We start from the raw sequence: 24,880 nt of genomic DNA, 5'->3' as shown, positions 1-24,880 counted from the left end.
TCCGCATGTGCCGCCCTGAACCGGTCTCGAACGGGTCCCGATATGCGGAAGGGGGCCCAAAGAGGCTCACAGCGGCACTCAGCGCTTCCGGGCGTCAACCCTTCGCTACTCAGGGGTCAGGTACGGATTCGCAAGGGCGTGCGGATGCGCGGAAGGCCGCGCGGCAGGCGGTTTCCACGCCCCTCGCAGGCCTCCGTGAACTGCCTGTGTGAGTTACCTCACCCGTACGTGTCACCGGGTCCCGTGCTGCCCGGAGCGCGCAGGGGACCGTGCCGGCGGACCGGTCCGCCGGGGCCGAAGACCTTGATCAGCCGGACCGCGCCATGGCCGAGGTCCTCGTTCAGCCGGGCGACGAGCGTCGGCGCGAGGAGGCGCAGATTCGTCGCCCACGCCGTCGAGTCGCAGCGCACCGTCAGCACGCGCTCGTCCTCGTCGTACCGCTCCGGCGCGCAGTGCTTGGCCACGTCCGCGCCGACGATCTGCGGCCAGCGGCCCATCACGCCGCCCACCGCCGCGGGGGTCTCCCAGCCGCGTTCGGTGATCAGGCGGTTGATCGCGGCGCCGAGCGCCAGGGGATCGCGGCCGTCGGCGCGCGCGCCGGAGCGCAGACCGCCGCGCCGCGCCTGCTTCTTCTGCTGCGCCGCGTCGCCCCGCGCGCGCGCCGCCTCCTTCGCGGCGCGCAACGCCACGCGCGCGAGGTCGACGCCCGAGGGCTCGGGGGTCCTGGGGGTCTTCGGGCTGTTCGCGGCAGGGCCGGGGGCCGCGCCGGAGGGCTGCCGGCCGGGGTCCGCCGCGGGATGCGAGGCGGGGCTCGTCGTCCGGTTCGGCGCGGGACTCGGCGCGGGGTTCGGGTTCGGCTGCGGGCGGCCGGCCGCCGGGCCGTGCTCGGGGTTCATAGGCGCTCCACCGCCCCGTCCGACACCGTGAACCGCGCCCCCGCCAGGACGTGCGGCACGTCGTCGTCCACCGCGGCGGTCACCAGGACCTGCTCGCCGGGCGCCACCAGCTCGGCCAGCCGCTCCCGGCGCCGGGCGTCCAGCTCGGCGAAGACGTCGTCGAGGATCAGCACCGGCTCGTTGCCCTCGGCGCGCAGCAGGTCGTACGAGGCCAGGCGCAGCGCCAGCGCGTACGACCAGGACTCGCCGTGCGAGGCGTACCCCTTGGCGGGCAGCTGGCCGAGCTTGAGGAGCAGGTCGTCACGATGGGGTCCGACCAGGGTGACGCCCCGCTCGATCTCCTGCTTGCGGGCGTCGGCGAGCGCCGCCGTCAGCTGCGCGTACAGGTCCTCGCGCGTGTGCGCCTCGCCCGGCGCGGACGGCTTGTACTCCAGCGCGAGCGGGCCGCCGCCGGGCGCCAGCTGCTCGTACGCCTTGTCGGCCAGCGGTTGCAGCGCCGCGATCAGGTCGAGGCGCCGCGCGAGCAGTTCGGCTCCCGCGCGCGCGAGGTGCTGGTCCCACACGTCCAGCGTGGACATGTCCATGGAGCGGCCGCCGTGCCGCCGGGCCAGCGCGGCGGACTTCAGGAGCGTGTTGCGCTGCTTGAGCACCCGCTCGTAGTCCGAGCGCACGCCCGCCATGCGCGGCGAGCGGGCCGTGATCAGCTCGTCCAGGAAACGGCGCCGCTCCCCGGGGTCGCCCTTGACCAGGGCGAGGTCCTCCGGCGCGAACAGCACGGTCCGTACGATGCCGAGCACGTCGCGCGGTCTGACCTGCGAGGACCGGTTGATCCGGGCCCGGTTGGCGCGGCCCGGGTTCAGCTCCAGCTCGACCAGCTGCTGCCGCTCGCCCTGGCGCACCTGGGCGCGGATCACCGCGCGTTCGGCGCCCATCCGGATCAGCGGGGCGTCGGTGGCGACCCGGTGGCTGCCGAGGGCGGCGAGGTAGCCGACCGCCTCCACGAGGTTGGTCTTGCCCTGCCCGTTGGGGCCCACGAAGGCGGTGACGCCCGGGTCGAGCGGCACCTCGGCCCGGGCGTACGAGCGGAAGTCGGCCAGCGACAGATGCGTGACGTGCATGGACCTTCGCCGGCCTCCTCCAGCAATGCGGACCGTCGTGCGGTCCTGCGGGCTACTTCTTCTCCACGGCGTGGCCGCCGAACTGGTTGCGCAGCGCGGCGATCATCTTCATCTGCGGCGAGTCCTCCTGGCGGGAGGCGAACCGCGCGAACAGCGAGGCCGTGATCGCGGGCAGCGGCACGGCGTTGTCGATGGCCGCCTCGACGGTCCACCGGCCCTCGCCGGAGTCCTGCGCGAAGCCCCGCAGTCCATCCAGGTGCTGGTCCTCGTCGAGCGCGTTGACGGCGAGGTCGAGCAGCCAGGAGCGGATGACGGTGCCCTCCTGCCAGGAGCGGAAGACCTCGCGGACGTTGTCGACGGAGTCGACCTTCTCCAGGAGTTCCCAGCCCTCGGCGTAAGCCTGCATCATCGCGTACTCGATGCCGTTGTGGACCATCTTGGCGAAGTGACCGGCGCCGACCTTGCCGGCGTGCACCGAGCCGAAGTCGCCCTCCGGCTTCAGCGCGTCGAAGACCGGCTGCACCTTGGCGACGTTCTCGGCGTCGCCGCCGTACATCAGCGCGTACCCGTTCTCCAGGCCCCAGACGCCGCCGGAGACGCCGCAGTCCACGAAGCCTATGCCCTTGGCCGCCAGCTCCTCGGCGTGCTTCTCGTCGTCGGTCCAGCGGGAGTTGCCGCCGTCCACGACCACGTCGCCGGGCTCCAGCAGCTCGGCGAGGGCGTCGATGGTCGACTGGGTCGGGGCGCCGGCCGGGACCATCACCCAGACCACGCGCGGGCCCTGCAGCTTGCCCACAAGCTCCTCGAGGCTGTGGACGTCCGCGAGGTCGGGGTTGCGGTCGTATCCGATGACGGTGTGGCCGGCGCGGCGGATGCGCTCGCGCATGTTGCCGCCCATCTTGCCGAGGCCGACGAGACCGAGCTCCATCAGTTGTGTCCTTAGGGGTTCCGACGTGGCATGGGGGCACTCGCGTGCCCCGGCCGAGCCTAAACCCGGACGCTCGCGCACATCCGTGGGCATACGCGCTCATACGAAGGCGTATGCCCACGCCCCGGACGGACCGGCGGAGAACCGGGCCGGCAAGCCGCTCAGGGCGCTCAAGCCGCTCAAGGCGGTCCCGCGGGGGCAGCGGCGGGGCGCCAGTGGTGCCTGTGGCACCCGTGGCGCGCCTGTGGGCGACGCCCCCGCGCCCCGGCCGCCGGCTCAGCCGCTCAGCCGCACCGGCATGATCAGGTACTTGTACGCGTCGTCCGCCTCCGCGTCCACCGCGGGCTTGCCGCTGAGCAGGGCGGGCTTGGTGGACGTCGTGAAGGAGAGCTGAGCCACGGGCGAGTCGATCGCGCTGAGGCCGTCCAGCAGGAACGTCGGGTTGAAGGCGATGGAGATGTCGTCGCCGTCGAGCTGGGCGTCGACCCTTTCCACAGCCTGTGCGTCGTCGCTGGAGCCGGCCTCCAGGATGAGCACGCCCTGCTCGAAGCTCAGCCGCACCGGGGTGTTGCGCTCGGCGACCAGGGCCACGCGCTTGACGGCCTCCACGAAGGGGGCGGTCTCGATGACGGCGACGGAGTTGAACTCGGTCGGGAACAGCGTGCGGTACTTCGGCAGGTCGCCTTCGAGCAGCCGCGTGGTGGTCCGCCGGCCCGCGCCCTCGAAGCCGATCAGGCCCTCACCGGCGCCGGAGCCGGACAGCGCCAGGATCACGCTGTCGCCGCTGGTCAGCGCCTTGGCGGTGTCCTGGAGCGTCTTGGCGGGCACCAGGGCGACCGCGGAGACGTCCGGGTTCTCCGGCTTCCACAGGAACTCGCGGACCGCGAAGCGGTAGCGGTCGGTGGAGGCCAGCGTGACCGTGTCGCCCTCGATCTCGATGCGGACACCGGTGAGGACGGGCAGCGTGTCGTCGCGGCCGGCCGCGATGGCGACCTGCTGCACGGCGGAGGCGAAGACCTCGCCGGGCACCGTGCCCGTCGCGTTCGGCATCTGCGGCAGCGCCGGGTACTCCTCCACAGGCAGTGTGTGGAGCGTGAAGCGGGACGAGCCGCAGACCACGGTCGCCCGTACACCGTCTGTGGAAATCTCCACCGGCCGGTTGGGCAGGGCGCGGGAGATGTCGGCGAGCAGGCGGCCGGAGACCAGGACCGTGCCCTCCTCCTCGACCTCGGCCTCGACCGACACCCGGGCGGAGACCTCGTAGTCGAAGCTCGACAGGCTCAGCTGGCCGTCCTCGGCCTTCAGCAGCAGGCCGGCGAGAACAGGCGCCGGCGGACGGGCCGGGAGGCTGCGTGCCGCCCAGGCCACTGCCTCCGCGAGTACGTCGCGTTCCACCCGGATCTTCACCGTAAGCCGCCTCCTGCTGTTGCTTCTGAGTCCTCCGACTCGGTGTCACCGCGCACTGCGGCGGGAAGGACACCGGGGGACCAGTCTGACGCACGCCACTGACAGTAGGTGCCTGTCGGGGTCAAGTCGCTCCGAGGGGCGGCCGGGCTCGAGACGGCGAGTTGTGCACAGGCCCCGCTTCGAAACGAATTCCACGCTCTCTCTAGTCGGGAGTAGTAGTAGGGCCTGTGGATACGGTGGATAACCACGTTTGCCCAGCTCAGCGCGGAGATTTTGTCCACTGCCCCTGTGGGTGGAGCCGGTGGACAACCGGGCGCTTCTGTGGAGAACAGAAAGTTCTGCACACCTCGCCCACAGGCTGAGGGCAGTTCTCCCCAGCTGCGTCCCCAGATTTTCCCGGGTTTCCCACACCCCAAACCGGCAGCCTGGTGTGACGGCTTTCACTCGACGCGGTGATCGGGGTCGCCGCGTTGCCGAACAGTGGACAGCCATGTGGAGAAGGGGCCGATCATTGGGGACAACCGCCCACAGCCTGTGGGTTACCCGTGGACAACTCGATCCACAGCCTGTGGACGGCCACTTTGTCCACAGCCTGTGGAGATCCTTCGTCCACGGATCCACAGGCACCTGAGCTGGGATGATGATCTCCCCACAGGCTGGCCTGTGGACGCAGTCTGGACAACTTCGCAGTCCCCAGCATGTGGACGGAAAAAAGTCGCCGAATCTGTGGAGGAAGGCCGTAACCCCGCCTCGAAATCGAACAGCGGAGGGGGCGTCGGCGCGGGCGGCGAGGCGGGGGACATCGCCCCGAGGGCCTCTTCAGGGCGCTCAGGACGCCCAGCACCCCTCCCACAGCACCCGCACCCCCGTCCCGAGGAAGCCTCCGCACAGCACCCGCACCTGCGTCCCGAGGGGCCCTCCCCCACAGCGCCCGCACCCCCGTCCCAAGGACGCCTCCCCAGGCGCCTCGCCGCCCTCCCCGGGCCGCCTGCCCGCCGGGCGCCCGGGACGACGAAGGGCGCCCCGGAGACCCCGGAGCGCCCTGCGACCGTGCCGGACCGGCCGGCGGCCGTCGTCAGCCGTTCTTGATGCGGTTGGTCAGCTCGGTGACCTGGTTGTAGATGGAGCGCCGCTCCGCCATCAGCGCCCGGATCTTGCGGTCGGCGTGCATGACGGTCGTGTGGTCGCGCCCGCCGAACTGCGCGCCGATCTTCGGCAGCGACAGATCGGTCAGCTCGCGGCACAGGTACATGGCGATCTGCCGGGCGGTGACGAGCTGGCGGCCGCGCGAGGTCCCGCACAGGTCGTCCACCGTGAGGCCGAAGTAGTCCGCGGTCGACGCCATGATCGCCGTCGCGGTGATCTCCGGGGTCGAGTCCTCGCCGCCGGGGATGAGGTCCTTGAGGACGATCTCCGTCAGCCCCAGGTCCACCGGCTGCCGGTTGAGCGAGGCGAACGCCGTCACCCGGATCAGCGCGCCCTCCAGCTCACGGATGTTGCGCGAGATCCGCGAGGCGATGAACTCCAGCACCTCCGGCGGGGCGTTGAGCTGCTCCTGCACCGCCTTCTTGCGCAGGATCGCGATGCGCGTCTCCAGCTCGGGCGGCTGGACGTCGGTGATCAGGCCCCACTCGAAGCGGTTGCGCAGCCGGTCCTCCAGCGTCACCAGCTGCTTGGGCGGCCGGTCGCTGGACAGCACGATCTGCTTGTTCGCGTTGTGCAGGGTGTTGAAGGTGTGGAAGAACTCCTCCTGCGTCGACTCCTTGTCCGCGAGGAACTGGATGTCGTCCACGAGCAGGATGTCCATCTCGCGGTAGCGCTTGCGGAAGCTGTCGCCCTTGCCGTCGCGGATGGAGTTGATGAACTCGTTGGTGAACTCCTCGGAGCTGACGTACCGCACGCGCGTGCCCGGGTACAGGCTGCGCGCGTAGTGCCCGATCGCGTGCAGCAGGTGCGTCTTGCCGAGGCCCGACTCGCCGTAGATGAACAGCGGGTTGTACGCCTTGGCCGGCGCCTCGGCGACCGCGACCGCCGCCGCGTGCGCGAAGCGGTTGGACGCGCCGATGACGAACGTGTCGAAGAGGTACTTCGGGTTCAGCCGCGCCGTCGGCTCCCCCGGCCCGGGGGCCGGCTTGGCCGGTGCGCCCGAGGGGCCGGATGCGCCGTGGCCGGGCTGGTTCGGGCCGCCGGGGCCGCCCCGGGGACCGTGCCCGGAGCCGGCCGGCGGCTCGGGCGGCTCCCGGCGGCCGCCGTCCCGCTGGTCGTAGTCCCGCTGTTCGTAGTCGCCGCGGGAGGACTCGTAGTCGGAGCGCGACTGTTCGTAGGAGGGGCGCTCCATCGGCCGCGGCCGGTAGTCCTGTTGCCGGGCGTAGGAGTCCTTGGCGGACCCGTACGCGTCCTGTCCGCCGTAGGAGTCCTGCGAGCCGTAGCCGTCCTGCTGGCCGTACGTGTCCTGCTGGCCGTAACCGTCGCGCGTGCCGTACGGCTCCTGGGCGGGCGAGGCGTACGGGTCCCGCTCCGGGAAGCCGAGCCGCTGCTGCTGCCAGCCGTAGTCGTCCTGGCCGGGGCGCGGCCAGGCGCCGGGCTCGGGGCGCTGGTACTCCGCGTACTCCGACGGGTAGGCCGGGCGGGCGGTGGGCAGCGGGTCCGTGCCGTCGGACTGCTGGGGGCCGGTGCGCGACGACGGCAGCTGGTCGCCGGGCCCGCCCTGGTGCTGGTCGCCGCGGCCGGGGCGGTGGCCCTCGCCGCGGTGGTCGGGCCGACGGCGGCCGTACCCCTCGTAACCGCCCTGGCCGGTGGGCAGTTCCTGCTCCTCGTAGCGCTGCTGGGGCGCCGGCGGGGCAGGAGGCTGGGACTCGCCGACCGAGCTGTCGACGGTGATCGCGATGCGGATCGGCCGGCCGCACTCGCGGCTCAGGGTCTCGCTGACGATCGGGGCGAGGCGCCCCTCCAGCACGTTCTTCGCGAACTCGTTCGGCACGGCGAGCAGCGCGGTGTCGGCGACCAGCGCGAGCGGCTGGCAGCGGCGGATCCAGTGCTCGTCCTTCGTCTCGACCCCCTGCCCGCGCCCTTCCCCGAGGAGGTGTTCGAGAACTCGTGGCCACACTGCGGCAAGATCGGCAGGTACGTCAGCCACAGGGCACGCTCTCTCACGGGGTCCCACGAACGTGTGGTTCGGGACGGGTCGGGATGTAAACGGGGGACAAGGGAACGAATGGGAGACCAGCCACGGTAGTCAGCGCGGCGGGTACGGTTCAAGTTGTTGTCCCCAGGCTGTGGACAGTGTCCCCCGCCGTCAGCCGGTTTGACCGGACGGCCCGGCCGCGCGTACCGTAACCAGGTCGAGTTGTCGATGGCTGCTGCCGCCTGCCTCCGAAGGGCACAGATCGCGTCAAGGTGATCGGTAAGCGGTGCACACGGGCGTGACTGCGAGCTACTCGTGGGCGCACGGTGACAGCCAGGACGGCACCCCGCCACCTACCGATTCTTTCTGGAGCCCCCGAGTGAGCAAGCGCACCTTCCAGCCGAACAACCGTCGTCGCGCGAAGACCCACGGCTTCCGGCTGCGTATGCGCACCCGTGCCGGCCGCGCGATTCTCGCGTCCCGCCGTAGCAAGGGTCGCGCCCGTCTGTCCGCCTGATCCCGATCAGGTCATGACATCGTGCTGCCTACCGAGAACCGGCTGAGGCGGCGCGAGGACTTCGCGACCGCGGTACGACGAGGGCGCCGGGCAGGACGCCCACTCCTCGTCGTCCACCTTCGTAGCGGTGCCACGGACCCGCACGCGCCAGGGGAGAGCGCTCCCCCGACACGTGCGGGTTTCGTCGTGAGCAAGGCAGTGGGGGGAGCCGTCGTGCGCAACAAGGTGAAGCGCAGACTTCGCCATCTGATGCGCGACCGGGTCACCCTGCTGCCCCCCGGTAGCCTGGTAGTCGTACGAGCGCTGCCCGGCTCGGGTGACGCCGAGCACGCACAGCTGGCCCGAGACCTGGATGCCGCCCTTCAACGACTGCTGGGAGGGGGCGCACGATGAAGTACCCGCTGCTGGCCCTGATCAAGCTGTACCAGTGGACGATCAGTCCGCTGCTGGGGCCGGTCTGCAAGTACTACCCGTCGTGTTCTCACTACGGCTACACGGCCATCGACCGGCACGGTGCGATCAAGGGCACGGCACTCACCGCCTGGCGCATCCTGCGGTGCAATCCGTGGTCGCTCGGTGGCGTGGACCATGTCCCGCCGCGCAAGCGTCCGCGGTGGCACGAAATGCTGCGCGACGCCTGGCGTGCGCGCAGGGGCGGGCCCTCCGCCGCCGAACCGGCCACCGACGGGAGTATGCCGTCGAGCCCGGCCGCAGAGACCTCGTCCCATGCCCAAGGAGCATGATTAGTGGACACGATTGCCAGCCTCTTCAGTTTCATCACCTGGCCCGTTTCGTGGGTCATCGTCCAGTTCCACAAGGTGTACGGGGCGATCTTCGGAGCTGACACCGGGTGGGCCTGGGGCCTGTCCATCGTGTCCCTGGTGATCCTGATCCGTATCTGCCTGATCCCGCTCTTCGTGAAGCAGATCAAGGCGACCCGGGCCATGCAGACGCTCCAGCCCGAGATGAAGAAGATCCAGGAGCGCTACAAGAACGACAAGCAGCGTCAGTCCGAAGAGATGATGAAGCTGTACAAGGAGGCGGGCACCAACCCGCTCTCCTCGTGCCTTCCCATCCTGGCGCAGTCCCCGTTCTTCTTCGCCCTGTACCACGTGCTCAACGGCATCGCGTCGGGCAACAAGATCGGCTACATCAACGACGCCCAGCTCGCCAGCGCCCGCCAGGCGCACATCTTCGGCGCCCCGCTGGCCGCGAAGTTCCTGGACGGCGCCGACACGGTGGCCAAGCTCGGCGCGTCGCTGACCGACGTGCGGGTCGTCACCGCCCTCATGATCGTCCTGATGTCGGCGTCGCAGTTCTACACGCAGCGCCAGCTGATGACGAAGAACGTCGACACCACGGTGAAGACGCCGTTCATGCAGCAGCAGAAGATGCTGATGTACGTCTTCCCCATCATGTTCGCCTTCTTCGGCATCCGCTTCCCGGTCGGTGTCCTCGTCTACTGGCTGACCACCAACGTGTGGACCATGGGCCAGCAGATGTACGTGATCCACAACAACCCGACCCCCGGTTCCAAGGCCCAGGCCTCCTACCTGGAGCGACTGCTCAAGCACGTCACGCACCACGGCAAGACCCGCGGACGGGGCGAGAAGGCCATCGTCAAGGCGATCGTCGCCAAGGGCCGCGACCGCAACGAGTTCGAGCGCAAGTTCATCAACGGTCTGAACAAGGCGGGCCTGGCCGCCCAGCCCGACGGCACCGTGGTGAAGAGCGACAGCGCCGTGACCGTCGAGTCCGAGGACGGCACGACGACCACCGCGACCGCCGCCGGCGCCACGCCCAGGCGGCAGCAGCCCAAGCGGCAGACCAAGGCCAAGCGCCAGTCGGGCGGCCCGAAGGCGGCCGGAGCCGGTGACCCCGAGTCCGAGCCGACCACGTCGCTGACCAAGTCCACCGAGCCGCAGGACGCCCCGCCCACCGCGAACGGCAAGGCCGCTCCCAAGCCCGGCAACGGCGCCCGGAGCAAGGCCCAGTCCGGCCAGCGCAAGGGTCCGCAGCGGCCCAAGTCCCCGTCCAAGAAGTAAGAAGGAGCCCATCCCGTGACGGAAGGCACCACCTCCGCCGCTGCCGAGGGTGCAGACGCCCTGACCCGCCTGGAGCAGGAGGGCGAGATCGCGGCCGACTACCTTGAGGGTCTGCTGGACATCGCCGACCTCGACGGCGACATCGACATGGATGTCGAGGCGGACCGCGCCGCTGTCTCGATCATCAGCGACACCGGCAGCCGGGACCTGCAGAAGCTGGTCGGACGGGACGGCGAGGTGCTGGAGGCGCTCCAGGAGCTGACGCGTCTGGCCGTCCACCGGGAGACCGGCGACCGCAGCCGTCTGATGCTGGACATCGGCGGCTACCGCGCCAAGAAGCGGGCCGAGCTGTCCGAGCTGGGCGCCAAGGCCGCGGCCGAGGTCAAGGCCAGCGGCGAGTCCGTGAAGCTGAAGCCGATGAGCCCCTTCGAGCGCAAGGTGGTGCACGACGCGGTCAAGGCCGCCGGCCTGCGCAGCGAGTCCGAGGGCGAGGAGCCGCAGCGCTTCGTCGTCGTGCTTCCCGCCTGAGCGGTACCCCGTTCACCGGCCCCGTCTGTTGCGCAGGCGGGGCCGGAACTTTGTCAGCCTGAGGATTCTGGTGGTCGGCGCCGCTGGCGCTGATGCGGTACGGAAGGACGGTCCCCCGTGACGGAGGCAGCGGAGCTCCCCCCTGCGCCCGAGCAGGCACGCGACGTATTCGGTGATCGCTTCGCCGACGCGGTCCGCTACGCCGAGCTGCTGGCCGAGGCCGGAGTGCAGCGAGGTCTCATCGGCCCGCGAGAGGTGCCGCGCCTGTGGGAGCGGCACCTGCTGAACTGCGCGGTGCTCTCCGAGGTGGTGCCCGAGGGGGTGACGGTGTGCGACGTCGGCTCCGGCGCCGGCCTGCCGGGCATCCCGCTGGCCCTGGTCCGTGAGGACCTGAAGATCACGCTGCTGGAGCCGCTGCTGCGGCGCACCAATTTCCTGACCGAGGTCGTCGAGCTGCTGGGCCTCGACCACGTCACCGTCGTCCGGGGCCGCGCCGAGGAGGTCATGGGCAAGATCACGCCTGTCCATGTGGTCACCGCCCGTGCGGTCGCACCGCTGGACCGGCTGGCCACCTGGGGCATCCCCCTGCTGCGCCCGTACGGCGAGATGCTCGCCCTCAAGGGGGACACGGCCGAGGAGGAGCTGAAGAGCGCGGCCACCGCCCTGGCCAAGCTCGGCGCGGTGGAGACCTCCATCCTCCAGGTGGGCGAGGGCATCGTGGACCCGTTGTCCACCGTGGTGCGGGTCGAGGTCGGGGAGAGCCCGGGCGGTGTGCGCTTCGCGGCCAAACGGGCGAAGGCCGCCCGGACCGGCCGGGCCCGCCGACGCCGCTAGCCCGTTCGGGACGACGAGCGGACCGGGGCTGGTGGGCTGTCCGGGACGACGAGCGGGCGTACTCCACACAAGCTGCCGAACCGTCCTATGACGGAGTGTCGCGACAGTTCGGACCCCGTCGCTGTGCATCGTGTTTCACGTGAAACGTCGCTCTCTGCTGCACGGCATCATCAACCGGGGCCGCGCTGCGGCCCAACCGCGCGATCGCAAGCCTCTCGGTTCACTCGGAGAGGTAACGGAGTTGTCCACAGAGGTGGATTTCTCCACAGAACGCCAGGCCTCACTGGTTCGCGACCCCGAAGGCATGGGAGGCTCTGTTCATCGCGAGCCTGAAGTCGAGGAGAGTGAATCCTTGCGGTCCGACGCCAACATCGCGGGACCGATGACCGATCCGGTCCCCGGTCCCCGTACCGAGTCCATGGGGGAGCATGTTTCACGTGAAACACCGCCCCCGATGGACGACACCCCCATCGGTCGTGCCGCCCAACTGGCGGTCGAGGCTCTCGGCCGTGCAGGCGATGGACTGCCGCGACCGGAACAGACCCGCATCATCGTGGTCGCCAACCAGAAGGGCGGGGTGGGCAAGACCACGACGACGGTCAACCTCGCCGCCTCCCTGGCTCTGCACGGCGGCCGTGTCCTGGTGATCGACCTCGACCCGCAGGGCAACGCGTCCACGGCGCTGGGAATCGACCACCACGCCGAGGTCCCCTCCATCTATGACGTGCTGGTGGAGAGCAAGCCGCTGGCCGAGGTCGTCCAGCCGGTCGCCGATGTCGAGGGCCTCTTCTGCGCCCCTGCCACGATCGATCTCGCCGGTGCGGAGATCGAGCTGGTGTCGCTGGTGGCCCGGGAGAGCCGGCTGCAGCGGGCGATCCAGGCCTATGAGCAGCCGCTGGACTACATCCTCATCGACTGCCCGCCCTCGCTCGGCCTGCTGACCGTCAACGCCCTGGTCGCCGGCGAGGAAGTCCTCATCCCGATTCAGTGCGAGTACTACGCCCTGGAGGGCCTGGGACAGCTCCTGCGCAACGTGGACCTGGTGCGCGGGCATCTGAACCCCACGCTGCATGTCTCGACCATCCTGCTCACCATGTACGACGGCCGGACACGCCTTGCCTCCCAGGTCGCGGAGGAAGTCCGCACCCACTTCGGCGACGAGGTCCTGCGGACCAGCATCCCCCGCTCCGTCCGTATCTCCGAGGCGCCCAGCTACGGCCAGACGGTGCTGACTTACGATCCAGGATCGAGCGGTGCCCTCTCATACCTTGAGGCGGCACGAGAAATCGCGCTGAGGGGCGTAGGTGTCAGCTATGACGCCACCCACGCTCACATCGGCGCTCAGAGCGACGCGAGCATGGTGGAGGGCATTCAGTGAGCGAGCGACGGAGGGGGTTGGGCCGTGGCCTCGGCGCGCTGATCCCCGCTGCCCCGACCGGGGAGAAGACGCCGGCCCAGGCGAATGTGGGAAGCGCGGCTTCGACCTCCCCCACGGCCGTCCCGGTGCTGACCGCGGAACGCGGCGACCGGGGGGTGGCGGCCGCTCGGGTGGCCGCGCTGCCGCCTGTTTCACGTGAAACAGAGGAGTCGTCGCCGAGCGGTGCCGCGGAGCTTCCCGCGCCTCCGATGGGTGCGCACTTCGCCGAGATCCCCCTCGACGCCATCACGCCGAACCCGCGTCAGCCGCGTGAGGTCTTCGACGAGGACGCGCTGGCCGAGCTGATCACCTCCATCAAGGAGGTCGGTCTCCTCCAGCCCGTCGTCGTACGTCAGCTCGGCCCGGAGCGCTATGAGCTCATCATGGGCGAGCGGCGCTGGCGGGCCTGCCGTGAGGCGGGCCTGGAGGCGATCCCGGCGATCGTGCGCGCCACGGACGACGAGAAGCTCCTCCTGGACGCCCTGCTGGAGAACCTGCACCGGGCTCAGCTCAATCCGCTGGAAGAGGCGGCCGCCTACGACCAGCTGCTGAAGGACTTCAGCTGCACCCACGACCAGCTGGCGGACCGGATCGGACGCTCCCGCCCCCAGGTCTCCAACACCCTGCGACTGCTCAAGCTGTCGCCTGCGGTGCAGCGCCGGGTCGCCGCGGGAGTGCTCTCCGCCGGTCATGCGCGGGCGCTGCTCTCGGTGGAGGACTCGGAGGAGCAGGACCGGCTGGCTCACCGGATCGTGGCCGAGGGCCTGTCCGTGCGGGCGGTCGAGGAGATCGTGACCCTGATGGGGTCGCGGCCGAAGGCGGCGCAGCGCTCCAAGGGCCCGCGCGCCGGCGGCCGGGTCTCCCCGGCGCTCTCGGATCTCGCGACCCGTCTGTCCGACCGCTTCGAGACCCGGGTGAAGGTGGACCTGGGGCAGAAGAAGGGCAAGATCACCGTCGAGTTCGCCTCCATGGAGGACCTGGAACGCATCCTCGGCACGCTGGCGCCCGGCGAGGGCCCGGTGTTGCAGAAGAGCCTTCTGGACGGTGGTCCGGAGGAGACGGAAGAGGACGCCTGAGACCGCGGGAAACGCGGGCCCTCGGGCCAGTCGCCCGGCAGGAGCGGGCCGTGACCGGTTGTACCGGAACACGGCCCGCTCTTTGCTGTCCGTCGGTGTTGAGGAGATCGCCTCGCGGTTACGATGCGATCGGGCATGGCATATCCACCGGGGGGCGCTCATGGTGCAGCGCCGCTCGTGACGCCGCAGGCGCAGGAAGCGAGGATCAGCCCTCATGGGTCGCAGGCTGCTGCCGCTCACACTGGACAACCTTCAGGACCTCCCCCAGCGCTGCCGCGGGTGCGTCTTCTGGGAGTTGGACCCCGTCAGCGGAGAGGCCGCGCTGAAGGAGGACAGAGCCGCCTCGGAGAAGGAGGCATGGATCTCCGCCGTGCTGCTGGACTGGGGCTCCTGCGGCCGGGTGGTCTATGTCGACGACGTTCCGGTCGGGTTCGTGCTCTACGCTCCCCCCGCCTATGTGCCGCGCTCCGCGGCGTTCCCCACCAGCCCCGTCTCCCCGGACGCGGTGCAGCTGATGACCGCCTTCATCATGCCGGGCTACCGGGGGCAGGGGCTGGGCCGGGTGATGGTCCAGACGGTCGCCAAGGATCTGCTGCGGCGGGGCTTCAAGGCCATCGAGGCCTTCGGGGACGCACGCTGGAAGGAACCCGCCTGCATCCTGCCGGCGGACCATCTGCTGGCAGTGGGCTTCAAGACGGTCCGGCACCATCCCGCGCATCCACGGCTGCGGCTGGAGCTGCGTTCGACGCTGTCCTGGAAGGAAGACGTGGAGATGGCGCTCGACCGGCTGCTCGGAGCGGTACAGAAGGAACCGGCGCTGCGACCGCTGTAGCCCGCCGAGCCGCCGCTGTCTGCGACGTGCCCTGCAAGCCGGGCGGGCGGACAGCGGACCTCGCAACACGAATGGGCCGACCCGTCAGGGTCGGCCCATTCGTGTTTCACGTGAAACATGCGCCGTCGTGTGCGACGGCCTGTCGCGTCACTCGCTGATGAAGTCCTCGAGGTCGCGGACGATCGCGGCCTTCGGCTTGGCGCCGACGATGGTCTTGGCGACCTCGCCGTTCTGGTAGACGTTCAGCGTCGGGATCGACATCACGCCGTACTTGGCCGCCGTGGCCGGGTTCTCGTCGATGTTGAGCTTGACGATCTCGATCTTGTCGCCGTGCTCGGCGGCGATCGCCTCCAGGGAGGGGGCGATCTGACGGCACGGGCCGCACCAGGCGGCCCAGAAGTCCACCAGGACGGGCTTCTCGCTCTTGAGGACGTCCTCGTCGAAGGTAGCGTCGGTCACGTTCTTCAGGGTGCCGGCCACGGCAGGCTCCTTAACTCGTTCGGTGCGGTGGGGTGGGTGAGAAGGTCAGACAGTGCTCTTCTCGGGCTCCGCCTTCTGCTCGTTGTCCGAGAGGGCGGCGAGGAAGCGCTCGGCGTCGAGAGCGGCGGAGCAGCCGGTGCCGGCCGCGGTGATGGCCTGGCGGTAGGTGTGGTCGACGACGTCGCCCGCGCCGAAGACACCCGTCAGGTTGGTGCGCGTCGAGGGGGACTGCACCTTCAGGTAGCCCTCCTCGTCCAGGTCCAGCTGGCCCTTGAACAGCTCGGTCCGTGGGTCGTGGCCGATCGCGATGAACAGACCCGTCACCGGGAGGTCCGAGAGTTCGCCCGTCTTGAGGTTCCGCAGCTTCAGCCCGGACAGCTTCTGCTCGCCCTGGATCTCGGCCACCTCGCTGTCCCAGATGAACTTGATCTTCGGGTCGGCGAAGGCGCGCTCCTGCATCGCCTTGGACGCGCGCAGGGTGTCCCGGCGGTGCACGATCGTCACGGACTTGGCGAAGCGCGAGAGGAAGGTGGCCTCCTCCATCGCGGTGTCGCCGCCGCCGATGACGGCGATGTCCTGGTCGCGGAAGAAGAAGCCGTCACAGGTGGCACACCAGGACACACCCCGGCCGGACAGCGCGTCCTCGTTCGGCAGGCCCAGCTTGCGGTGCTGCGAGCCGGTGGTGACGATGACGGCCTTCGCCCGGTGCACCGTGCCCTCGGTGTCCGTGACGGTCTTGATCTCCCCCGTCAGGTCCACGGAGACGACGTCGTCCGGCACCAGCTCGGCGCCGAAACGCTCGGCCTGAGCGCGCATGTTGTCCATCAGATCGGGGCCCATGATGCCGTCGCGGAAGCCCGGGAAGTTCTCCACCTCGGTGGTGTTCATCAGCGCACCGCCCGCGGTGACGGCGCCCTCGAACACCAGCGGCTTCAGCGAGGCACGCGCGGTGTAGAGCGCCGCCGTGTAGCCGGCAGGCCCGGAGCCGATGATGATCACGTTACGGACGTCGCTCACGGCTTGATTCCTCGTCTCTGGACTGTGTCCCTACGGCCGGGGGGAGCCCTTCTCTCTGCTCTCACCCCACCCAACGGATCCTAAGGGGCGCGCATTCCCGCTGTGTCGGCGCACACGCAAGCGCTCCGGGGTACGGGATGCCGCGCAGTGCCGGGACCAGGCGTCCGGGCTTCAGGAACGCGGGTAGGAGTGGCCCAGCAGGACCTTGGCGGGGGCCGAGGGGTGGTGCACACAGGTCGCGTCGACGAGGTAGGCCGTGACCCGGGCCGGGTTGCCCTCCGCGTCGGGCAGGACGACGAGATAGACGTCCCTGCTGTCGTAGGTGCCGGCCTTGGCCGCGAGCGGGGACTCGGTGCTGTTGATGCCCTGGCGGACACAGGCGGGCACCGAGACGGTGGGCTCGCTCTTGAAGACGTGCGGCCTGTCGCTGCCCTTGTCCGACTCCACGCCGAAGCTGTGCGGAGGGCGGGCGGGACCTGACGACTTCGGCGCCTCGGTGAGAAGCCCGGAAACCTGCTTCTCCAGGGTTCCCTCGGAGAAGGTGTCCGCCGCGGTGCTCGGCCGGCCGTGAGCCGTGGTGTCCGGTCCCTTGTCGTCGTGCAGGGAGACCAGGACCGCCGAGGCGACTCCGAGCGCGGCGACGGTGAAGGCGGTCCCGAGGAGGACGATCCTGCGGCGGCCGCGAGGTGCGCGGCTCTTGCGGCCGGGGCCGGTGCTGGAGGTGCGGGCGCGGCCCGCAGGGCGGTCCACGGCCGATGTTTCACGTGACACGGCCGATGTTTCACGTGAAACGTGCGAGGTCTCGGTGGCGCCGGATCGCGGGGTGTCCCTCTCGGCGGCCAGGGCCGCGTCGATCCGGTCCGCGATGTCGCCGGGCATCTCCTGAGGTCCGCCCAACGTGCCGAGCAGGCTCTGGATCTCCTCGAGCGAGGCGAGCACGTCGGCACACGACGCACAGCCGTCCAGGTGCCGACGCAGCTCCTCGGCCCTGGTATCGGTGAGCAGGCCTTCGGTGAGGTCGGAGATCTCGGTGACGTCCGGGTGCCCGGCCGTGTCCGTCGTGGATGTCACGATCGCCCACCTCCGCCCTTCACAGCAGCTGAATCACTTGGCCCGGGGTCCCTGGAGCCGTGACCCCCGGGACTCGCCGCCGGTGGGACGGATGTCCCCTGCGCCCGGTTCCGTCCCGCGGCGGGCTCCTTCCCGGCGCTCTGCGGCCGCAGGTGCGTGAGCAGCGGCAGGAGTCTGGCTCTGCCCCGGGCGCAGCGGCTCTTCACCGTCCCGGTGGGCACGTCGAGGATGCGGGCGGCCTCGGCGACCGGGTAGCCCTGCATGTCCACGAGCACCAGGGCGGCCCGCTGGTCGGGCGGCAGGGTGCCGAGCGCCTCGACGAGCTGTCGCTGCACGTCGTTGCGCTCGGCGGGCGCCGAGGCCGACTCGTGCGGCTCCAGCAGTTGTTCCAGCCGCTCGGTGTCGTCCACGGGCGAGGTCTTGCGGACGGCCGCCTTGCGGGCCCGGTCCAGGCAGGCGTTCACGGTGATCCGGTGCAGCCAGGTCGTGACGGCCGACTGGCCGCGGAAGGTGTGGGCGGCCCGGTAGGCGGAGACGAACGCGTCCTGCACGGCGTCGGCGGCCTCCTCGCGGTCCCCCAGCGTGCGCAGGGCGACGGCCCAGAGGCGATCGCGGTGGCGGCGTACCAGCTCACCGAAGGCGTCGTGGTCGCCCGCCACATGACGGGACAGGAGATCCTGGTCGCTCGCGTCGCCGTAGCCGGTGTCGTCCCCCATCGGGCCCTCCCCCTCGGTGAGACGTCAGCCCGTGAACTTCACTTCGGTGAGGGCCTGCTTGTAGCCGGCGCCGCTGTAGCCGTCACCGGGCGCCATCGGCACGTCCGTGATCCACAGCAGCACGTACCGCGTCTTCGCGGGCTTCGACGCCTTCACCGTGAGAGAGGTCCCGTCGGTGGTCGCGGTTCCGATCTCCTGCATCCCGTCGACACCGGTCGAGGGGGACAAGGAGTCCGTGGCGTAGAGGTGGACCGTGGTGCGGGCGCCGGAGTAGCGCAGCCCTATGGACGCGGTGCCGACCGTCTGCGAGGAGCCGAGGTCGTAGACGATGCCCACCCCCGGCTTGTACGGGGCCAGCCGCGGACCGTCGTTGTAGCGCCTGGTCCGCCAGTACGTCGACGTGTCGTCGTCGTAGGTGTTGCCGACGTCCTGCGGGGCCTGGGCGTCACCGCTGGCGACGTACTCCCGGGCATCCTGGATCTTGATCGGCAGGGCCGGCTTCGGCAGCTGGCCCTTCTTGTCGTTGCCGTCCTGCGTCTGGGTCTGGGTGTCCTTGCCGGACTTGCCGCCCTGGTCCATCAGGGCGTCGGCGAGCTGCCAGCTGCCCAGGCCGAGCGCGGCGATGAGGAGCGCCGAGACGGCCCACTTCAGGGCCTTGCCGGTGCGGCTCTGCAACGGGGGCGGCGGGGCGGGGACCGGCTGGGGGACGCCGGGGCGCGGCGTCGGGCGCCCGTAGGCGCCCTGCTGGTACGACGTGCTCTGGTACTCCGGCGGGGTGGTGAACGAGGGCTCCGGCGGGCGGATGCGCGGCATCTCGCCGATCGCCTTCACCAGCTCCTCGGGAGTGGTGCACGGCGACTCGTGGCGGGAGGCGGTGGCGCCGTCGTTGGCGAGGGCGCGCATGGCCAGCTCGGACAGTCCGCGATGGATCCCGGCGCGGACCTGGTCGGGGGCGATGAGGCCGATGTCCTTGGGGAGGCCGGACAGGCCGTAGGCGTCGTTGCCATAGGGCCAGCGCTGGGTGAGCGCGGCGTACAGCAGGGCGCCGATCGCCTCGGTGTCGGTGCGCTGCGGGGTGTCGGAGCTGATGCCGCGCAGCGCGGCGTTCACGGCGAGGCCGCGGATGCGCCACTGGCCGGTGGAGGTGCGCAGTACGGCGTTGGGGTTCAGGCGCAGATGGGCGAGGCCCTCGCGGTGCGCCGTGGCCATGGCGGAGGCGACCTGGCTGACCAGCTGGTAGGCGTCGTGCGGTTCCAGCGGGCCGGCGGACAGCAGGGTGGTGAGTTCGGTGGCGTCGGGGAGCCATTCGTGGACGACGTAGACGAGGTCGTTCTCCTCGACGGCGTCGAGAACCTGGACGAAGCGGGGGTCGCCGAGCAGGGCGGAGGAGCGGGCCGCGGCCAGTACGGAGCGGGCGCGCGCGTGGTAGGCGGGGAGGATGTGCACGCCGACGGCCCGGCGGAGCTTCTCGTCCACCGCCCGCCAGCTGCTGAACCCGTCCAGACGGGTGACGCACTCCTCGAGGCGGTAGCGCCCGGCCAGCTTGTGGCCGCTGTGCAGTTCGGGCGGTGTGGTCCTGGTCGCGGGACGCTCGGTCCCGCCGTCCTTCTGCGCCTCGTCGATGTCCGTGTCCCGCTCCCGCATCTTGGCCACCCCGTCGGCCGTGGCCTGGTCCGCCTCGGCGGTCAGCGGTTCGTCACCGCTGTTGTCTGCCACGTCGACGGCAGCCGTGCTCCGTTCCGCCACCGCCGCTCCTGCCTCCCCATCCATCGCGCGTTGTCCAGCGCCGAAACCAATTGTGCCCACAGTCCGCTGCTATGCACGACACACAGCTTTGGCCGATGGTTGTGCGCCTACCCCCGCCTCAACGTCCCAGCCGCCCGCGGACCATTCCGACGAGCGAGTTCAGCTCCTCGATCCGCATCCGGCGGGCGGCGACGAAGAAGACGCCGAACAGCAGGACGCCACCGGCCACCAGCGCCGCGAACGAGCCGATGACGCCCTGGCCCAGCGCGTGCCCGACGGCGTAGCAGGCGGCGCCGCCGATGAGCGCGGCCGGCACGGAGGCGATGCACAGCCGCGCGTAGGTGCGCAGCACGTGGGAGCCGTCGAGGTCGCCGCCGAGGCGCTTGCGCAGCCGGTTCCAGGCGACGCCGACACCGATGGCGTAGGCGAGGCCGTACGCGGCGGCCATGCCGATGACCGACCAGCGGGCGGGCAGCAGGAAGTAGCACAGGGCCGAGGCGCCGGCGTTGACGGCGGCCACGATGACCGTGTTGTAGAAGGGCGTCCGGGTGTCCTCGTAGGCGTAGAAGGCGCGCAGGACGACGTACTGGACGGAGTACGGGATCAGGCCGAGGCCGAACGCCATCAGCATGTAGCCCATGTTCGTCGCGTCGCTGATGCCCGAGGAGCCGAAGATCAGCGTGCACATCGGGATGCCGAGCGAGACGAAGCCGAAGGCGACCGGGACGATCGCGACGGCCGTGGTGCGCAGGCCCTGGGAGATGTCGTCGCGGACGGCGCCGCCGTCGCCCTCGGAGGCGGAGCGGGAGATCCGCGGGAGCAGGGCGGCCATCAGGGAGACGGTGATGATGGCCTGCGGCAGGCCCCAGATCAGCTGGGCGTTGGCGTAGGCGGAGAAGCCGGTGCCGCCGACGCCGGAGTGCTTGCCGGCGGCGGTGGACAGCTGCGAGACGACGAGGGCGCCCGCCTGGTTGGCGAGGACGAACAGGACCGTCCACTTGGCGAGGGTCGCGGCCTTGCCGAGGCCGTGGCCGCGCCAGTCGAAGCGCAGCCGCAGCCGGAACCCGGTCTCGCGCAGGTACGGAATCATCGCCAGGGCCTGCACGACCAGACCGAGCAGCACGCCGATGCCCAGCAGCCGCTGGCCCTCCGGCGGGATGTTCGTGACCTTCATGCCGGAGTCGGCCGAGGTGCCGTACACCCAGATGAACATGCCGAGCGTGACGATGATGACGATGTTGTTCAGGACCGGGGTCCACATCATCGCGCCGAACTTGCCGCGTGCGTTGAGGACCTGCCCCATCACCACGTGGACGCCCATGAAGAAGATCGAGGGCAGGAAGTAGCGGACGAAGGTGATGCCGACCTGGTTGGACGCCGGGTCGCTGGCCACCGAGTCGGACAGCAGCCGGATCAGGAGGGGGGCGGCGAGGATCGCCACGACGGTCAGCGCGCCGAGCGCGACCATGACGAGGGTCAGCAGCCGGTTGGCGTACGCCTCGCCCCCGTCGTCGTCCTCCTTCATGCTGCGCACGAGCTGCGGCACGAAGACGGAGTTGAGGCCGCCGCCGACGGTCAGGATGTAGATCATCGTCGGCAGCTGGTAGGCCACCTGGAAGGTGTCGCCGAGGACGCCGATGCCGAGGGCCGAGGCGATCAGCGCCGACCGGACGAAGCCGGTGAGGCGGGAGACCAGCGTGCCCGCCGCCATCACGGCGCTCGACTTGAGCAGGCCGGAGGCCTTGCCGCCCTTCTTCGCGGCCGGGGCCTCGGGGGGCGCGGCGACGGCCGCCTGCACGGTCGCGTCGGGGGCCGGGGCGGGCGCGTAGGGGCCGGCCGGGCCCTGGCCGGCGGCGACCGGGGCCGGGCCGGGATTGGCGGGGACGCCCATCGGGGGGTAGGCGTTCGTCTCCTGCCGCGGGGCCTGGTAGCCGTACTGGCCGGCGGCCTGGTAGCCGCCCGCGCGGGGGTCCTGGTAGCCCTGCTGGTAGTTCTGGTAGCCCTGCTCGGGGCCCTGACCGTCGCCGTGGCGCTGGCCCTGGTAGCCGCTCTGCTGCTGGTCGCGGAAGAGGTGGGCGAAGGCGTCCGGCTCCTGGTACTCCTCGCCGGAGTGGCTGACCAGGTCGTCCACGCCCACGAACTGCGTCGTGCGGGGGTCCTCGCCGTAGGGCAGGTGCTGGGTGGCCGCGCCGGACGGCTCGGGCGGCGGGGTCTGGGCCCATACGCGCGGGTCTGGGGCGTACGGCGACTGCGGCGGGTTGCCGTACAGCGGCTGCTGGGGCTCGTAGGAGCCCGGGGGCGGCGGCGGGTGCGCGGCGCGGTCGTACAGCGCCTCGCCGACCGGGTCCTGCGCGGTGAGGTCCTGCGCCCGGTAGGGGTCCTCGGCGTAGGCGTCCTGGAGGTACATGTCCGCCGGATGCTGCTGCGGCGCCTGGCCGTGCTCGGGCGGCGGGGCATCGGGGTGCCCCGAGCCGCCCACGGCCTGGCCGCGGTCACCGTCGTACGGCGCGTTCATGGTTACCCCACCTCATCGTCCCGGGCCCTCCGGGCCACGACATCCTCAACGGTCCACTTTCTCACCCGTGCCGGACGGGTCGGCGTTTTCCGCTGCGGTGTCCGGTGTCGGGTCACTCGGCTGCTCCGGGCCCTCGGCCCGGGGCCGGGCGCCCGGCTCTTCCGTGAGACGCTCGGCGGTGCCCGCGGGGTTCTCGGCCCGCTCGCCCTCAGGCCGTTCCGTGTCCTCGCCGGCCTGCCCGGGCTCCTCGGCGGCCTCCCCCGGCCCGTCCCCGTCCTGCGGGTCTCCGGCGTTCTCCCTGGCCGCGGCGCGCTTGCGCTGGGTGTACATGCGGAAGCCGGCGAGGACGAGGAGCAGGACGCCGCCGCCGATGACCAGCATCACCGTGGCGGTGATCTCGGTGACCTTCACGTCGAAGGTGACGGGCTCGCCGTACGGCCGGCCGTCCTGCGTGTACAGCTGGGCGATCACGGAGACGGGGCCGTTGGCGTTGGCCGACGTGGTGAACTTCACCGACTGGCTGTGTCCGCCGGAGACGGCGACGGGCTGCTCTGAGTAGGCCCGGCCGCTGATCTTGAGGCGGGTCGGGTTGGTCGAGGTGAGGCGCAGCACCAGGTGGTCGACGCCCTGCACCAGGTTGTTCTGCACGGTGACGGGGATCGTGGCGCTGCGGCCGGACAGCTTGGTCTCCGACTTGTCGATCAGCTTGACCTGCTCGGAGATGTCGTTGAGGTAGTCCTCGACGCCGTCGCGGAAGTCCGCCGCGGCCTGCTTCCGGCCCCGCCACGAGGTGGACATCTCCCGGTTCATGGCCCGGCCGAACGGCGTGACGACGCGCGACTCGTCGGTGAGCACGACCTTGAAGTTGTCGACCTTGTCCTGCGTCCGGGCGATCTCGGCGAACGCCGAGGGGCGGAGCTGCTGCTTGCGCAGCGCGGACGGGTAGTGCGAGGACGAGGGGATCTTCGTCGTCGCGCCGGGGTCGGGCTTGTCCTTGGCGGCCGCGCTCAGGGGCTGCGACTGGGACCAGGTGCTCTGCTGGAGGAGACCCAGCGCCTGCGCCATGGCCTGGGCCTGGTCGGCGCTGGGCATCCGCTGCGGGGCGATGACGATGCTGCGCTGCTTGGCGGTCTGGCCGTTGACTTCGAGGCTCTGGGCGAGGAACCGCTGCACGGCGAGGGTGCTCGCGCCGGCCTTCGTCAGGTCGTCCTCGAACGCCCGCGACAGCCGTGCGTCCGCGACGACCGCGGTGGTTCCGCCGCCGATCGGGCGGGCGGCCGAGGGCGTGTACGTCAGCGTGTCGGACTCCTCGAGGCTGTCGCTGCGCGCGATGACCTTGTCCGCGCCCGCCGAGGTGGCGACCCGGACGATCGACGAGTCGACGGCGCCGTCCACCGGCCAGGCGAAGTCGGTGTCGGGCTTCACGTGGAGCACCGTCTCCACGGTGCTGGCGGCCACGTCGGTGGCGTCCTTGAGCTGGCTCAGCGAACCGGTGACGCTCGTGCCGTTGTGGGCGAGGGAGGCCAGGTCCGGGTCGGCGAAGGGCAGCGCCACGACCTCCTTGCCCGCCACCGCCCGCTGCAGCTCGGCGAGCCACTGCTTCGCCACGGCCTGGTGGGTGCCGGCGACCGGGCCGGCGTCGCCGTCGGCCCGGATGCGGTAGCTGCGGGTCATCGCGTCGACCGACGCCAGCAGGTCGGGGTCGATCACCCAGGTGACGTCGAGGTCCTTGCCGAGGGACAGCATGCGCTCCAGCCGGCCGCCGGGGGCGAGGTCCTTGGCGAGGTCGTCGTTGAGGAAGACGGGGACCTGCTGGGCGCCGGGGCCGGTCTCCGCCGTCATGTGCACGGTGGAGATCAGGGGCCACAGATAGGTCGTCTTGGTCTTGGCGGCCGCGTCGTCGGGCTGCCAGGGCAGGAACGTGTGCTGGATGCCCAGCACCTGCTCCCAGGCTTCGGCGGGGGTCTGGCCGGACAGCGAGACGGAGAGTGCGTAGACGCCGTCCGAGCCGAGTTCCAGCTTGCTGACGGGCACGGCGATGCTGAAGCGCTGCGCGACCCCGGGGGCCAGCCGGCTGAACTTCTGGACGTACTTGCCGCCGATCTCCGGGCCGTCGGAGACCGGGTCGAACGAGGTGCTCCGGGCGACGTCGTCGATGGCGGAGCGGGTCTCCAGCTCCTGGCCCACCCGCAGACCCACGTGGGCGTCGGTGACCGGCTGCTTGCCGTTGTTCGTCACCGTGCCCGAGACGGTGAGCGTGTCCCCGTCGGAGGGGACGCTGGGGGTGAGGGAGTCGACGGAGACGGCGACCGTGCGCGACCCGGTGGCCGCCGCCCGCACGGTCTGCTGGCCCGTGGCGTGCGCGGCCGGAGCGGCGGGCAGCTGGAACAGAGCGGCCATCAGCGGCGCTCCGGCGAGCAGTGCCCCGGTGCGCCGCAGCAGGCGGCGGGCAGGTGAGGGAGAGGTCCCCTGGAAGTCTGCCGCCTCGGCCACGCGCTCGCCCGTCCCTCGTCGTCGTCAGTGGTCGTCGGAATGTGCGTCCCCGCATGGTAACGATGCGGGCGGAGGGTAAGTGCCACGGAGGCTGTCACAAGATCGGCGGGCCGACGTGAG

The 24,880-nt window shown here is 70.8% G+C and carries 21 protein-coding genes; 9 read left to right on the top strand and 12 right to left on the bottom strand.

Annotation, left to right across the window (positions count from 1 at the left end):
• Window positions 1-218 precede the first annotated feature (218 nt).
• From K7787_RS08320 to dnaA, 5 genes are all read right to left on the bottom strand, one after another.
• Window positions 219-896: a DciA family protein gene (locus tag K7787_RS08320; RefSeq protein WP_223000980.1), complete on the bottom strand. Its 678-nt coding sequence runs from the start codon at window positions 894-896 to the stop codon at window positions 219-221.
• Window positions 893-2,014, bottom strand: a complete 1,122-nt coding sequence (gene recF, locus K7787_RS08315) for a DNA replication/repair protein RecF (RefSeq protein WP_223000979.1) — start codon at window positions 2,012-2,014, stop codon at window positions 893-895. The genes K7787_RS08320 and recF overlap by 4 nt, the downstream gene beginning before the upstream one ends.
• Window positions 2,015-2,066: 52 nt before the next feature.
• A complete protein-coding gene (gene gnd, locus K7787_RS08310) occupies window positions 2,067-2,942 on the bottom strand; it encodes a phosphogluconate dehydrogenase (NAD(+)-dependent, decarboxylating) (protein WP_009189585.1) in 876 nt (291 codons plus the stop codon).
• A gap of 276 nt (window positions 2,943-3,218) precedes the next feature.
• The gene (gene dnaN, locus K7787_RS08305; protein ID WP_009189584.1) at window positions 3,219-4,349 is read right to left on the bottom strand and encodes a DNA polymerase III subunit beta; all 1,131 of its coding nucleotides are present in this window, start codon (window positions 4,347-4,349) and stop codon (window positions 3,219-3,221) included.
• Window positions 4,350-5,424: 1,075 nt separating this feature from the next.
• Window positions 5,425-7,485 (bottom strand): chromosomal replication initiator protein DnaA, encoded by a 2,061-nt coding sequence (gene dnaA, locus K7787_RS08300; protein WP_078512059.1) that lies wholly within the window; start codon window positions 7,483-7,485, stop codon window positions 5,425-5,427.
• 367 nt (window positions 7,486-7,852) lie between these two features.
• On the opposite strand from dnaA, the gene rpmH reads away from it, so the two are divergent.
• From rpmH to K7787_RS08255, 9 genes are all read left to right on the top strand, one after another.
• Window positions 7,853-7,990 carry a 50S ribosomal protein L34 gene (gene rpmH, locus K7787_RS08295; protein ID WP_003956500.1) on the top strand — a complete coding sequence of 46 codons (138 nt, stop codon included), beginning with the start codon at window positions 7,853-7,855 and terminating at the stop codon, window positions 7,988-7,990.
• Window positions 7,991-8,011: 21 nt separating this feature from the next.
• Window positions 8,012-8,383 (top strand): ribonuclease P protein component, encoded by a 372-nt coding sequence (rnpA, locus tag K7787_RS08290; protein WP_009189582.1) that lies wholly within the window; start codon window positions 8,012-8,014, stop codon window positions 8,381-8,383.
• A complete protein-coding gene (yidD, locus tag K7787_RS08285; RefSeq protein ID WP_009189581.1) occupies window positions 8,380-8,733 on the top strand; it encodes a membrane protein insertion efficiency factor YidD in 354 nt (117 codons plus the stop codon). The genes rnpA and yidD overlap by 4 nt, the downstream gene beginning before the upstream one ends.
• A 3-nt stretch (window positions 8,734-8,736) precedes the next feature.
• A complete protein-coding gene (gene yidC, locus K7787_RS08280; RefSeq protein ID WP_009189580.1) occupies window positions 8,737-10,035 on the top strand; it encodes a membrane protein insertase YidC in 1,299 nt (432 codons plus the stop codon).
• Window positions 10,036-10,050: 15 nt separating this feature from the next.
• Window positions 10,051-10,563, top strand: a complete 513-nt coding sequence (locus tag K7787_RS08275) for a Jag family protein (RefSeq protein WP_009189579.1) — start codon at window positions 10,051-10,053, stop codon at window positions 10,561-10,563.
• Window positions 10,564-10,680: 117 nt separating this feature from the next.
• Window positions 10,681-11,397 (top strand): 16S rRNA (guanine(527)-N(7))-methyltransferase RsmG, encoded by a 717-nt coding sequence (gene rsmG / locus K7787_RS08270; RefSeq protein WP_009189578.1) that lies wholly within the window; start codon window positions 10,681-10,683, stop codon window positions 11,395-11,397.
• A gap of 304 nt (window positions 11,398-11,701) precedes the next feature.
• Entirely contained in the window at window positions 11,702-12,775 is a 1,074-nt protein-coding gene (locus K7787_RS08265; RefSeq protein ID WP_078624838.1) for a ParA family protein, read from the top strand.
• On the top strand, window positions 12,772-13,890 hold the full coding sequence (locus K7787_RS08260) for a ParB/RepB/Spo0J family partition protein (RefSeq protein WP_223000978.1): 1,119 nt from the start codon (window positions 12,772-12,774) through the stop codon (window positions 13,888-13,890). The genes K7787_RS08265 and K7787_RS08260 overlap by 4 nt, the downstream gene beginning before the upstream one ends.
• A 214-nt stretch (window positions 13,891-14,104) precedes the next feature.
• A complete protein-coding gene (locus K7787_RS08255) occupies window positions 14,105-14,722 on the top strand; it encodes a GNAT family N-acetyltransferase (RefSeq protein ID WP_019981321.1) in 618 nt (205 codons plus the stop codon).
• 147 nt (window positions 14,723-14,869) lie between these two features.
• On the opposite strand, the gene trxA is transcribed toward K7787_RS08255, so the two are convergent.
• The 7 genes from trxA to K7787_RS08220 all read right to left on the bottom strand — a co-directional run bounded on the left by trxA (window position 14,870) and on the right by K7787_RS08220 (window position 24,760).
• Window positions 14,870-15,202, bottom strand: coding sequence for a thioredoxin (trxA, locus tag K7787_RS08250; protein ID WP_009189574.1), 333 nt, complete (start codon window positions 15,200-15,202; stop codon window positions 14,870-14,872).
• 45 nt (window positions 15,203-15,247) lie between these two features.
• Entirely contained in the window at window positions 15,248-16,219 is a 972-nt protein-coding gene (gene trxB / locus K7787_RS08245) for a thioredoxin-disulfide reductase (protein ID WP_009189573.1), read from the bottom strand.
• 171 nt (window positions 16,220-16,390) lie between these two features.
• Window positions 16,391-17,290, bottom strand: a complete 900-nt coding sequence (locus tag K7787_RS08240) for an anti-sigma factor family protein (protein ID WP_223000977.1) — start codon at window positions 17,288-17,290, stop codon at window positions 16,391-16,393.
• Window positions 17,287-18,006 (bottom strand): RNA polymerase sigma factor SigM, encoded by a 720-nt coding sequence (sigM, locus tag K7787_RS08235; RefSeq protein WP_223000976.1) that lies wholly within the window; start codon window positions 18,004-18,006, stop codon window positions 17,287-17,289. Before sigM ends, K7787_RS08240 begins: the two co-directional genes overlap by 4 nt.
• A gap of 24 nt (window positions 18,007-18,030) precedes the next feature.
• Window positions 18,031-19,752 (bottom strand): protein kinase family protein, encoded by a 1,722-nt coding sequence (locus K7787_RS08230; protein WP_009189570.1) that lies wholly within the window; start codon window positions 19,750-19,752, stop codon window positions 18,031-18,033.
• 118 nt (window positions 19,753-19,870) lie between these two features.
• Window positions 19,871-22,267, bottom strand: a complete 2,397-nt coding sequence (murJ, locus tag K7787_RS08225; RefSeq protein WP_169438293.1) for a murein biosynthesis integral membrane protein MurJ — start codon at window positions 22,265-22,267, stop codon at window positions 19,871-19,873.
• A 45-nt stretch (window positions 22,268-22,312) separates the two neighbouring features.
• Window positions 22,313-24,760, bottom strand: a complete 2,448-nt coding sequence (locus K7787_RS08220; protein WP_223000975.1) for a DUF6049 family protein — start codon at window positions 24,758-24,760, stop codon at window positions 22,313-22,315.
• Between the last annotated feature and the right edge of the window lie 120 nt (window positions 24,761-24,880).

It is taken from the genome of Streptomyces sennicomposti (assembly GCF_019890635.1).
GTDB lineage: Bacteria > Actinomycetota > Actinomycetes > Streptomycetales > Streptomycetaceae > Streptomyces > Streptomyces sennicomposti.
The sequence above is the reverse complement of the archived record's forward strand: the minus strand, read 5'-3'. Positions and strand labels throughout refer to the sequence as shown.